The organism is Streptomyces sp. NPDC032198 (genome assembly GCF_040636975.1).
Taxonomy (GTDB): domain Bacteria; phylum Actinomycetota; class Actinomycetes; order Streptomycetales; family Streptomycetaceae; genus Streptomyces.
On record NZ_JBEZVL010000003.1, the window covers coordinates 139,064 to 150,947 of the forward strand.

An 11,884-nucleotide genomic window follows, 5' to 3' on the forward strand; every position below is an offset into this window, starting at 1 on the left:
GACACCCCCGGGCCGGGCGCCTGCCGCGCTACAGGTCGCGCGGGGCCGCCGTACTGGCCCTGACCACGAGTTCCGTCGCCAGCTCGATGCGCGGCGATGCGGGTGCGACGGAGCGCGCGAGATCGAGGACAGCGCGGGCCGCCAACTTGCCCATGTCGGACAGGGGTTGGCGCACCGTGGTGAGCGGCGGCGCGCTCCAGCGCACCTCCGGCAGGTCGTCGAAACCGACGACACTCATGTCCTCGGGCACCCGCAGGCCGCGCCGGCGCAGCGCCTCGATCGCGCCAAGGGCCATCTGGTCACTGGAGGCGAAAACGGCGGTAGGCGGCTCGGGGAGGTCCAACAGCCGCTTGCAGCCGGTGAATCCGGACTCGTGGTAGAAGTCGCCGGGCACGATCAGCTCGTCGTCGACCGGCACACCCGCCACGTCGAGCGCGGCCCGGTAACCATCCAGTCTGGCCCGTGAGCACAGCAGCCGGGGCGGGCCCTCTATGAACCCGATCCTTCGGTGCCCGAGGCCGAGCAGATGTTCGGTCGCCGCCATCCCGCCCGCCCAGTTGGTGGCGCCGACGGTCGGCGCCTCGGTCGCGGGCGATCCGGCGGGGTCGATCACCACCAACGGGACGCCCAGGCGCTGCAGTTCGTCGTGCAGCCCGGGCTCCAGGACGGACGTCACCAGGATCACGCCATCGGAGGCACGGGCCCGCAGATTGGTCATCCACTGCCGCGCCGCGCCCGCCCGGTCGTGGATCGCGGAGACCACCGTGCCCACCTCGGCCTCGTGCGCGACCTCCTCGACGCCACGGATGATCTCCACAGCCCACGGGCTGTCCAGGTCGTTGAAGACCAGGTCGAGCAGAGCCGCACGGTCTCCGGGCGCGGGCGGCCGGCGCCGGTAGCCGTGCCGGTGCAGCAGCTCCTCCACCCGGGCGCGGGTGGCCGGTGACACGTCGGAACGTCCGTTCACGACCCGCGAGACGGTCGGGACCGAGACCCCGGCCTCCCGCGCGATCTCGGCGATCGTCACCTTGGCCGACCCGTCCGGGCTCCGCGTGGTCGCCTTGCGCTGAGCGCCTTCCCCGGCCACGTTCCTCACCTCCGTCGACTCGTCATCCGAAAATCTCCGGATGGCTTCCGGAAACCGTAGGACATGCCGTCGACCGTGCGCCGGTCAAGCCCTCTGCCCGTACGACCGGCAGGAAGAGGTCTGGCAGACGGCCCGGCCGACCGGGCCCGGATCCTCTGTCTCGCCGCGCTGAGCACATGACGCCCTGGACGGCAGCGCGGTAACGTCCGACACTTTCGTGAACCTAGGCGCAGGGGACGTGTGCGCCCTCGCCGCCCAAGCCGACGCCCCCACGGAGGGCCGATGTTCTCTTCCCGCACCACGGCCACCAAGCGGGCGCTCGTCGTCCGCGGCGGCTGGGACGGACACACCCCCGTCGCCGCCACGGACCGCTATGTCACCACGCTCAAGGAGGACGGCTACGCGGTGACGGTCTCCGACTCTCTCGACAGCTACCTCGACGCGGACCTGCTCACCGCGACCGACCTCGTCGTGCAGTGCTGGACGATGGGTGAGATCACCGGCCCCCAGGTGGAAGGTCTGAGCCGGGCCGTCCGCGCGGGCACCGGTCTGGCCGGCTGGCACGGAGGCATCATCGACGCGTTCCGTGCCGAGACTCGGTACCAGTTGATGACGGGTGGTCAGTTCGTGTACCACGCGAAGGAGTTCATTACGTTCGAGGTGGTCCCCGTACCGGACAAGGCGGACCACCCTGTGCTGGCCGGCGTCGACGCCTACACGGTCACCACCGAGCAGTACTACCTGCACGTCGACCCGGCGATCGAGGTGCTCGCGACCTCCCTGTACGGCCCCGACCCCGACCACCCCGAACTCCTGGGCACACCGGTACCGGTGACCTGGACGCGGCACTGGGGCGAGGGCCGGGTCTTCGTCACCACACTCGGACACGGCCTCGCCGATCTGGAGGTCCCCCAGACCGACGCGATGATCAGGAAGGGCATGGCATGGGCGACGCGCTGAAGGCCCGGTCACCGCTGCGCGTCGGAGTGGTCGGGGCCGGGCGGATCAGCGGGGCATATCTGCGTACGCTTCCGGCCCTGCCGAACCTGTCCGTCACCGCGGTGGCCGACCTGGACGAGACGCGCGCCGCCGCCGTCGCGGCCTCGGTCCCCGGCGCCCGTGCCACCACCCCGAAGGAGCTGTACGCGGCCGAGGACGTCGACCTCGTCCTCAATCTGACCGTCCCCGCGGCGCACGCCGACGTCGCCCATGCCGCGATCGCCGCGGGCAAGCATGTGTACGGCGAGAAGCCGCTGGCCGCGACCACCACCGAGGCCCGGGCGGTGCTGGCCGCTGCCGACAGGGCAGGCGTGCGCGTGGGCTGTGCGCCGGACACGGTCCTGGGTACGGGGGTGCAGTCCGCCCGCGCTGTCCTGGACGCGGGGCAGCTCGGTACACCTGTCGCCGCCACCGCTTTCATGGTCACGCCGGGCCACGAACTCTGGCACCCCGACCCGGAGTTCTACTACCGGCCGGGCGGCGGCCCGCTGCTCGACATGGGCCCGTACTACCTGACCGCCCTGGTCACGCTGCTCGGTCCGGTACGCAGGGTGGTCGGCATGGCATCCACCTCGCGTCCGCTGCGTACCGTCGGCAGCGGCCCGCGGGCCGGCACCGAGTTCCCGGTCGAGGTGGCCACCCACGTCACGGGCGTCCTGGAGCACGAGAGCGGGGTGCTGACCACGCTGGTGATGTCCTTCGACGTCTGGGCCGGCGACCTGCCGCGCATCGAGGTGTACGGCACCGGCGGTTCCCTGTCCGTTCCCGATCCCAACGGCTTCGACGGGCGGGTGCGTCTCTTCAGGGCCGGGTCCGGGCAGTGGGAGGACGCCCCCGTACGGGGTGGTTACGCGGGAGCCGACCGCGGCTACGGCATCGCGGATCTCGCCCGCTCCCTCGGCACCGGTACCCCGCACCGCGCGAGCGGCCACCTCGCTTACCACGTACTGGAGATCATGGAGTCACTGCTCACCGCGTCCGGCACCGGGCGGAGCGTCGCCGTCACGAGTGCGGGTGAGCGGCCCACCGCCGTCCCCGCCCACGCGCGGCCCGAGGCCGAGTAGGCCGATGTCGGCCGGCCGCCGACGAAGCGCCGGGCCTGCTGCGGTCAGGCCGGAGCCGTTGCGCGGCCGGTCTGCGGAGAGATCATGCCGGCACACAGACCGCGAGCCGCCAGCCCCTGGGCTATGCGCGGGATCGCGGCGCGTGTGTTGGCGGGCCAGTCGTGCATGAGAATGGTCTGGCCGTTGGTGAGCCGTGCGGCGGCCTGCACGATCGCATCGGTACTGGCTCCGTTCCAGTCCTGTGAGTCGACGTCCCAGATGATCTGGGTCAGGCCGTACTTGGCCGCGACGGACTGCACCGTCGCGTTGGTCTCGCCGTACGGCGGACGGAACAGCCGGGGTGTGCCTCCTCCGCCGTTGGCGATGGCCTGCTGGGTGCGGGAGATCTCCGAGTCGATCTGTGACTGGCTGAGCCGGGTCAGGTGAGGGTGGGTGTAGCTGTGGTTGCCGACCCACATGCCGGCGGCGACCTGCGCGCGGACCTGGGAGGGGTTGCCGGCGGCGTACTGCCCCTCGTTGAACATCGTGGCGCGCAACCCGTTCCGCTTGAGCACGTCGAGCAGAGCCGATGTGCTGCCGGACGGGCCGTCGTCGAAGGTGAGGCCTACGTAACCGGTGCAGGCGACGGCCTGCGCCGAGGCGGCGGTATGGGCAGTGAGGGTGCACGCGCCGGCCATCGTGGCCACGGCCAGCCCTACTGTCAGGGAACGCGACGAGCGAGGTGAGCGCATTCTCATCAGTGGGTCCTCCAGCTTGGGAATCTGTTCTGACACCTGGAGATTGCGGCGGTCGCGCGCTGCCGGCTCGCAGGCAGGCGCGCGGCGCGACCGCCGCAACCATCACCAAGGCGGCTGCCCAACTCGCTCAGTACACCGTGATGTTGGAGCTGCCGCTGCTCTGATAGCCCTCGGTCGCCATGATCATGTAGTACTTGAAGCTGCCCAAGGGCATCCCGGCGCGGCTCCAGGCGTCGAAGTGGTTACCGCTGGTGATGCTTCCGCCGGTGCGCTTCGGCTGCCGAACGCTCCAGTACTGGTCGAAGGTGCGCGTGCCCTCGACGGACGGGGCGTTGTACCGGGTCGTCCTGTAGATGTCATAGGTGCCGCCGTCACTGGTGACGGTACCCTTGTACGTTCCGGTGGGCCGGTAGGTGCCCCAGTTGTCGACGATGTAGTACTCCACGAGCGGGTTCGACGTCCAACCGTAGAGCGTCAGATAGGCGTTGCCGGACGGGGCGAAGGTGCCCGAGTAGTTCACGGTCCTACGCGATCCGTTGGCCCAGCCCTTGCCGGCCACGAAGTTCCCGGTGTTGCGCCATGAGGTGCTGTACCTGCCGCCGGAGGACAGGGTCATGGAGACCGTCCCGGGGGCGTCGGTCCAGAACGAGTAGTAGTAACCGTTGTTGGTGCCGGTCTGGTTGGTCGTGATGGTCGTGTCCGCGTACGCGGTACCTGGCAGCGTCAGCGCGGAGGCGCCGAGTGTCAGGGCGCCGGCGGTGCCGATGAAAGCGCGGCGGCTCATAGGGGATGCGGGGGGCCGGTCGCTCATGTTCATGCTTCCTCCTGGTGGGGCCAGCGAGAGGCTGCACAGCCATTGAGGTGCGTGTCGACGTCGATAGGTTGGTGGCGGGCTTACACACTGTCAACTGTTTCGACATGTCGAGCGAAACTTTAGCCCGGTGACCACCCTCCACTGAGCGCCATCGAGCCTGGCCACAGGCTTAACTGGGCTACAACGAAGGAGGTTTGGCGCCCCGAGGCGAGATTCAGCCAGCATGACGAGTAATCACCTCGACAAGTTATCCGAAAGTTTTTCGGAGCGTCACGAGACGTGCTGTGCGGCCACCAGCCCGCAACGCGACGACAGGGTCGTCATCGGCCTTGTCGGCGCTCCGCCGTGCTCTCGCGCACGACCAGGCTCGTCGCCAGCTCCACTCTGGTCGCCACCGGCTCCTCCGACCGCAGGCGCATCAGCATCTGCGCCGCCCCCTCGGCCATCTGTCGCAGGGGTTGGTGGACCGTCGTGAGCGGGGGGCTCGACCACTGGGCCAGGGGCACGTCGTCATAGCCGACCACGGACAGATCGTGCGGGACACGCAGGTCCCGCAGCCGGGCCGCCTCCAGGACACCGAGCGCCTGAAGGTCACTGCCCGCGAAGATCGCGGTCGGCGGATCGTCCAGGTCGAGCAGTTCGGCCGCCCGCTCACGACCGCCCTCGACGTGGAAGTCGCCGTACCGGACGAGTTCGGGGTCCGTCGCCAGTCCGGCCATGCTGAGCGCCGAACGGTAGCCATCGAGCCGGGCCAGCGAGCAGAGCATGTCCTCCGGGCCCGTGATGATGCCGATGCGCCGGTGGCCGAGCTGGACCAGATGCCGGGTGGCGACCAGGCCGCCGTTCCAGTTCGCCGAGCCCACCGAAGGCACGTCCGGGTCGGGGTCTCCGGCCGGGTCGATGACGACGAACGGGATGGAGCGCGAACGCAGTTGCTGCTTCACCTCACCGGGGAGGGTCGAGAAGACCAGGACCACGCCGCGCGGCCTGCGCTGCAACACACCCTCGATCCATTCGGGCCCGGGCGCCTGCCGCGTACCGCTCTCGGTGAGCACCACACTCGCGCCGCTGGCCTTCGCCACCTTCTCCACACCGCGGATGAGCTCCAGCGCCCACACGCTCTCCAACTCGTGGAAGACGAGCTCGATGAGCGGCGCCTCGCGGGCGACCCGAGTGGTGCGTCGGTAGGCGTTCTCGTCCAGGATGCGCTCCACCTTCACGCGGGTCGGAGCCGCCACGTCGCGCCGCCCGTTGAGCACCTTCGAAACAGTCGAAATGGAGACCCCCGCCTCCTGGGCCACCTGCGCCAAGGTGATGCGACCCAATCCCTCGTCATCTCGCATGCTCAGGAGCATAAAGCACGGTCAACTGCCCAAATCTCTTGCGACGTTGATCACTCACCCGCCTGCGGCCGCCGTGCGCGCCCACCGTCGGCGCCCCCTCCGAGACCGGCCTTCACCCCACCATCAACGCCGACGCACGAGGCGCAAGAAAGTGATCCATCACCAGTACGACGGCCCCCTGCGCGGCCACTCGATCACCCACGGCAGCAGCCCCCTCCACCCGGACCTCCTCGCGCGCCGACACGCGTGCACGGGCGAGAGGCCAGGAGCGACCCCCCGTCGATGCCGCTCCCAAACCCCCGCATCCAGGGAGCACAGGAAGCCGCTCCCCGCTCCCAGAATTGCTCCCCAAAACGAAGTAGGGGCCATCCGAAGATGGCCCCTACCTGCGACGTTTCCGTCGGGACGACAGGATTTGAACCTGCGACCCCTTGACCCCCAGTCAAGTGCGCTACCAAGCTGCGCCACGTCCCGGTGCCCGTGTGACCTGGGGTTTCCCCTGGCCGAACGCGCATCGAAACAATACCGCACTCGGAGCTGTGATCGCTCACGCCTTTAGTGACCTGTTGACCTCAAGCGGACTTGAGGTTGCACGCTCTGTGTCATGACGATGACAACGGAACGCGAGCACCGGTACGGATACACGGACCTGCCCCGCCTCATGGCGCGGATGACGGGGGACGAGAAGCACGGGCCCGCCGCGACCTCCACCCTCGACGCGCTCTGGGTCCTGTACGACCGAGTGCTCAGGGTCACACCCGAGCAGATGGGCGATCCGGGGCGCGACCGGTTCCTGCTCTCCAAGGGGCACGGGCCCATGGCGTACTACGCCGTCCTCGCCGCCAAGGGCTTCCTTCCGGTCGACTGGCTGGAGGGGTTCGGGGCGTACGACTCGCCGCTGGGGCACCACCCGGACCGGCTGCTCGTGCCGGGCGTCGAGATCGGCAGCGGGTCGCTCGGGCACGGGCTGCCGCTCGCGGTCGGGACCGCACTGGGGCTCGGGGCGCTGGGCATCGCGGACGCCCGGGTGTGGGTGCTCGTCGGGGACGCGGAGCTGGACGAGGGCAGCAATCACGAGGCCATCGCCTTCGCAGGGCCCTCCGGGCTCGAGCGGCTGCACACGGTCGTGATCGACAACGCCTCCGCCCGGCACGCAAGGCCCGGCGGCATCGCCGCCCGCTTCGAGGCCGCCGGGTGGTCCACCGAGACCGTCGACGGGCGCGATCACGACGCGCTGTACGCGGCCTTCACCGCGCCGCATCCGGGGCGGCCACGGGTGGTCGTGGCCCAGGTCGAGCCGAAGGGTCCGTGAGCGGGGGCAAGGGCCCCGTGGGGGCCACCTGTCTCCCTGCGTCCGCTCCGTCCGTTTATTCGCTTCTTCTTCTTTCTCTTCCGTCGGAGGTCTTACCGCCATGGACACCATGCGTGATCGCTTCACCCCCGTCGTCTCGCGGCTGCTCGACGAGGATCCGCGCGTCGCCGTCGTCCTCGCCGCGATCGGCGTGGACGCCTTCGAGGAGGCGCGGCGCAAGCATCCGGACCGGGTGATCGACGTCGGGATCCGGGAGCAGCTGCTCATCGGGACCGGTGCCGGTCTCGCCCTGGCCGGGCTGCGGCCCGTCGTGCACACCTTCGCGAGCTTTCTCGTGGAGCGGCCGTTCGAGCAGGTGAAGCTGGACTTCGGGCATCAGGGGGTGGGGGGCGTTCTGGTGAGCGCCGCCGCCTCCTTCGACTGGCCCGCCGGTGGCTACACGCACATGTCGCCGGGCGATGTGGCGCTGCTCGACACCCTGGACGGCTGGACCGTTCATGTGCCGGGGCACCCGGACGAGGCCGAGGCGCTGCTGCGGCACGCGGTCGCCGCCGGTGACGACAAGGTCTACGTACGGCTCTCGGCGCAGTCGAACGCTCAAGCGCTGCCGGTGGACGGGGCCCGTTTCCATACGGTGCGCGAGGGCCGTGGCGGGGTCGTGATCGCCGTCGGGCCCATGTTGGACAACGTGCTCTCCGCGAGTGAGGGGCTCGACCTCACCGTGCTGTACGCGACCACCGTGCGGCCCTTCGACGCGGAGGCGCTGCGCCGCGCGACGGGGGCAGCGGATGGGGCCGATGTCGTCGTGGTCGAGCCCTATCTCGCCGGGACCTCCACCGCCGCCGCGAACGACGCGCTCGCCGACGTCCCGCACCGGGTGCTCGGGCTCGGCGTCGGCCGGGCCGAGCTGCGCCGCTATGGGCAGGTCGACGACCACATGGCCGCGCACGGGCTCGACGTCCGCTCGCTGCGGGAGCGGATCACCGGCTTCCTGGGGGCGTCTGGGCCCGCTCTCGTCTAGGCCGTCCTCGCTCCCCTGGGCTCCCCTGGGCTCCCCTGGCCGGCGCGTGGCTGCCCCTAGGTCATCGCTGCGCGCCGCGGCCCGCCGGCAGGGTCCGTCCGGGGCGGTCGGCCGCCGCTCCCCCGCTCTGGACCGGCACCCTCCCGTCCACCCGCACCAACCCGCGTATCGCGGGCACCGAGAGCATCGCCAGGCAGACGAGGACCGTCGTCACTGCGCCCGTGATCAGCACCTGCTCCGCGCCGAAAGCGCTCGCGGCGGGGCCCGCGAGTGCCTGGCCCACCGGCAGCAGGGCGATCGATCCCGCGACGTCGTAGGCATGGATGCGGTTGAGGACGTCGGACGGTACCTGGGTCTGGACGCTCGTCGCCCACATGACTCCCCAAAAGGAGAGCCCCGCGCCCGCGACCGCGGCGCCCACGGCCATCAGCGGAACGCCGAGCTGGGCGCCGACGGCGGCCGGGAAGGCGCAGTACCCGATCAGGGCCACGGAACCGGCGCGGAGCATGTGGCGGGGGCGCAGCCGCAGGGCGGCCAGGCCGCCGAGCACGGTGCCCGCGCCCAGGGCCGAGTTGATCAGGCCGTACGCCCCCGAGCCGTGCTGCTGGACGACGAGCGTGGCGACGAGAGGTGTCAGCGGGCCGGTGGTCGTGATCATCAGGACGCAGAAGATGGCGATGACGCCCCAGAGCCAGGTGCGGGACCTGAACTCCCGCCAGCCCTGCACCAGATCGGCCCGGAAGCCGTTGCTGTGCGGCAGCGAGCCGGGCAACGCGGGCGGCAGCCGGAGCAGGACCAGGCACAGGGCGCTCAGTCCGTACGTCCCCGCGTGCGCGGCGAAGACGGCGCCCGGCGAGGCGAACGCCACGAGGACGCCCGCGACGGCCGGTCCCGCCAGGGCCGCTGCCGACTCGGCCACGCGTATCGCGCCATTGGCCTTCTGGACGTCGGAGGCAAGGCGCGGGACCGTGCTGGCGACGCCGGGCTGGAAGAGTGCGCCCGCCGCGCCGTTGAGCGCACCGATCACGCATATCTGCCAGAGCACGACGTGGCCGGTGAAGAAGAGGACCGCCGCGACCGACTGCGTGCCGAGCCGGACCACGTCCGCGCCGATCATCAACAGGCGGGTGCTGAACCGGTCGGCGAAGACCCCGCCGAAGATCACCAGCCCCGCGAAGCAGACCGTCGTGGCGGCCATGGCGAGGCCGACGGCGCCCGCGCCGTGCCCGTGCTGGAGCAGCCCCGCGGCCAGCGCCACGGGCAGCATCGTGTCGCCGAGCTTGGCGACCGTCCGGGCGCCGAAGAAGAACCCGAAGTCTCGCGACCAGATGCTCTTGCGGGCGTCCGCGGCTTCCAGGGGCGTCGGCAAATCCTTGCGGGCGGCGGAGCCGATGGGGTTGGTGGGGTTGGTGGGGTTGGTGGGGTTGGTGGGGTTGGTGGGGTTGGTGGGGTTGTTGGGGTTGGTGGCGCTGGTGGCGCTGGTGGCGCTGGTTCGGCCGGTGGAGCCGGTACGGCCTGGGCGGCTTGGGCGACCTGTGCGGCTGGGTGGGGTGCGCTTACCCCGCCCCCCTTGCGGGATCCCCGTACGCCTGCCCCCGCCTTCTCCGGCCTCGCCTACCTCCTCTACCTCGCCTTCGCCGGCTCTCCCATCAGTCCCGCCCTCGTCAATCCCGTCCCGTGACGGCACCCCAGTCCCCTCCCCTGGCGGCAGCGTCCGGCCCGTCGTCCCACGAGCCGTCGCCCTCCGCCCTCGGCTGGATCATGCCACGGGGCACTGACATCGGCCGATCGCTTTTCGCCCGCCTCAGCTCGTCGGCGGAAGCCCCAACTCCGGGTAGGCGTCCAGGAGTCGGGTGGGCGCGGCCTGGCGCCAGGAGTCGGCGAGGATGTCGGCCAGTTCGTCCTTGTCGAGCGCCGAGAGCCGTGCGCGCACCCAGGCGAACATCGCCTCGTGGTCGGCGATCCAGAACTTGTCCGGCTCCGCGAGGACCAACTCGTCGCGCTCTTCCTTCGGGCACCGAACGGCGATGGACGTCTCGTCCTCGGGGAGCGTGGCGAACATCTTTCCGGCCACTCGGAAGGTGGGCATGCTCCAGGCGATCTTCTCCGTCGTATCCGGCAGGGCCAGTGCGGCCTGTCGGACGTCGTCACCCGTGACCTGGGCCTTGGCATGAGCTCGAGACATGGCTGAACGGTAGCCAACGCCACTGACAGCGGCCCCCGGACACCCGTCATACAGGGACACCCGTCACACACGGATGCGCGTCACACGACCACCCGTCACCCACGGACGCCCATCACAGCACCCGCTTGTCCATCCAGGTCCTCAGGTCCTCCTCCACCTCGTCCCTGTTGGTCTCGTTGAGGATCTCGTGGCGCGCCCCCTCGTACCCCTTCCAGGTGAGGTCGTCCAGGCCCACGTAGCGGTAGTCCTCGACGAGTTCGTGGACCAGCGTCATGCCCTGGTTGCAGGGGTCCTCGGTGCCGACGGCGATGTGGACGGGCAGGTCCGCGGGGACCCGGGCCAGGCTGCGCGGGTCGTTCATCTTGCGCACGGCACGCACCCAGTCCAGGCAGAGCCCGGCGGAGAAGGGGAAGCCGCAGCGCTCGTCGGCGACGTACGCGTCGACCTCGGCCTCGTCGCGGGAGAGCCATTCGAAGCCGGTGCGGTGCGGATACGCGTCGTTGAAGGCCGCGAAGAGTTCGGGGAGGTACGACGAGAGGGCCTCCCGGCCGTCCTCAGCGATCTCGCGTTCCAGGCGGGCGATCGACTCGTCGATCCCGACCCCGGGCAGGGAGCGGAAGGTGCCGGAGAGGATCAGGCCCGCGAGGCCGTCCGGGTACTCCTGCGCGTAGTCCCTGGCCAGGTGCGATCCCATGCTGTGGCCGAGCAGGAAGAGCGGGGTTCCGGGGTGCAGGGTGCGTACCTGGTCGCCGATCGCCTTGAGGTCGTCGACGATGGCGCGCCAGCTGTCGAAGGAGGGGGAGGACACACCAGACCCACCAGATGCGGCAGCCGGGTCAGACGCGTCGGATGGGTCAGACGCACCAGCCGCCTCACCCGCCGACGAACCCGTCACCCCGTACCCACCCGTCGCCTGCGCCGTCGCGCCATGGCCCCGGTGGTCGGACGCGACCACCCCATAGCCGTGCGCCAGCAGATGCTGTGCGAACCGGTCGTAGCGCAGGGCGTGTTCACCCGCGCCGTGCGCGATCTGCACGAAGGCGCGCGGCCTGCCGCCGTCGGGCAGCCAGGTGTACGTGGCGACGGGGACACCGTCGGCCGCGTTCACAAGTCCGGCGGTGTACGCGGCGGGGGCGGGCGTCGAGGCGTGGTCAGACATGGCGAAAGGCTCCCCTGTACGGCATCTGTGGCCCTGAAACCCTCCCCCGTACACGCGCCCTCATACCCGTGCCTCTCCGTGACCCCCTTCTCACGCCAGGCCCTTCCGACCCATTGACCCCCCGTCAGACCGGAACCTACGCTGAACAACGCGCAACGGAAAG

At 70.5% G+C, this 11,884-nt stretch carries 11 protein-coding genes and 1 tRNA gene; 4 read left to right on the forward strand and 8 right to left on the reverse strand.

From position 1 onward, the window contains the following. Positions 1-28 precede the first annotated feature (28 nt). Positions 29-1,087, reverse strand: coding sequence for a LacI family DNA-binding transcriptional regulator (locus AB0E78_RS08790; protein WP_361829761.1), 1,059 nt, complete (start codon positions 1,085-1,087; stop codon positions 29-31). A gap of 282 nt (positions 1,088-1,369) precedes the next feature. On the opposite strand from AB0E78_RS08790, the gene AB0E78_RS08795 reads away from it, so the two are divergent. Then, positions 1,370-2,047: a ThuA domain-containing protein gene (locus AB0E78_RS08795; protein ID WP_361829763.1), complete on the forward strand. Its 678-nt coding sequence runs from the start codon at positions 1,370-1,372 to the stop codon at positions 2,045-2,047. Then, positions 2,032-3,150 (forward strand): Gfo/Idh/MocA family oxidoreductase, encoded by a 1,119-nt coding sequence (locus tag AB0E78_RS08800; RefSeq protein ID WP_361829765.1) that lies wholly within the window; start codon positions 2,032-2,034, stop codon positions 3,148-3,150. Before AB0E78_RS08795 ends, AB0E78_RS08800 begins: the two co-directional genes overlap by 16 nt. A 44-nt stretch (positions 3,151-3,194) precedes the next feature. Here AB0E78_RS08800 and AB0E78_RS08805 read toward each other — a convergent pair whose 3' ends face one another. The 4 genes from AB0E78_RS08805 to AB0E78_RS08820 all read right to left on the reverse strand — a co-directional run bounded on the left by AB0E78_RS08805 (position 3,195) and on the right by AB0E78_RS08820 (position 6,518). After that, positions 3,195-3,827: a polysaccharide deacetylase family protein gene (locus AB0E78_RS08805; RefSeq protein WP_361830416.1), complete on the reverse strand. Its 633-nt coding sequence runs from the start codon at positions 3,825-3,827 to the stop codon at positions 3,195-3,197. Positions 3,828-4,014: 187 nt separating this feature from the next. Beyond that, complete coding sequence (locus AB0E78_RS08810) at positions 4,015-4,698, reverse strand: glycoside hydrolase family 11 protein (RefSeq protein ID WP_361829767.1); 684 nt, start codon at positions 4,696-4,698, stop codon at positions 4,015-4,017. Between the two features lie 323 nt (positions 4,699-5,021). Beyond that, positions 5,022-6,056, reverse strand: coding sequence for a LacI family DNA-binding transcriptional regulator (locus AB0E78_RS08815; protein ID WP_361829769.1), 1,035 nt, complete (start codon positions 6,054-6,056; stop codon positions 5,022-5,024). 388 nt (positions 6,057-6,444) lie between these two features. Beyond that, a tRNA-Pro gene (locus AB0E78_RS08820) sits at positions 6,445-6,518 on the reverse strand. A 130-nt stretch (positions 6,519-6,648) separates the two neighbouring features. Here AB0E78_RS08820 and AB0E78_RS08825 point away from each other — a divergent pair. Both AB0E78_RS08825 and AB0E78_RS08830 read left to right on the forward strand, forming a co-directional pair. Continuing rightward, on the forward strand, positions 6,649-7,356 hold the full coding sequence (locus tag AB0E78_RS08825) for a transketolase (protein WP_361829771.1): 708 nt from the start codon (positions 6,649-6,651) through the stop codon (positions 7,354-7,356). A 100-nt stretch (positions 7,357-7,456) separates the two neighbouring features. Next, positions 7,457-8,377, forward strand: coding sequence for a transketolase (locus AB0E78_RS08830; RefSeq protein WP_361829773.1), 921 nt, complete (start codon positions 7,457-7,459; stop codon positions 8,375-8,377). Positions 8,378-8,438: 61 nt separating this feature from the next. Here the strand turns inward: AB0E78_RS08830 and AB0E78_RS08835 are convergent, their stop codons facing one another. The 3 genes from AB0E78_RS08835 to AB0E78_RS08845 form a co-directional block, all read right to left on the reverse strand. After that, a complete protein-coding gene (locus AB0E78_RS08835) occupies positions 8,439-9,746 on the reverse strand; it encodes an MFS transporter (RefSeq protein ID WP_361829775.1) in 1,308 nt (435 codons plus the stop codon). A 435-nt stretch (positions 9,747-10,181) separates the two neighbouring features. Beyond that, positions 10,182-10,562: an MmcQ/YjbR family DNA-binding protein gene (locus AB0E78_RS08840; protein WP_361829776.1), complete on the reverse strand. Its 381-nt coding sequence runs from the start codon at positions 10,560-10,562 to the stop codon at positions 10,182-10,184. Positions 10,563-10,674: 112 nt separating this feature from the next. After that, positions 10,675-11,721 carry an alpha/beta hydrolase gene (locus AB0E78_RS08845; RefSeq protein WP_361829778.1) on the reverse strand — a complete coding sequence of 349 codons (1,047 nt, stop codon included), beginning with the start codon at positions 11,719-11,721 and terminating at the stop codon, positions 10,675-10,677. Positions 11,722-11,884 lie beyond the last annotated feature (163 nt).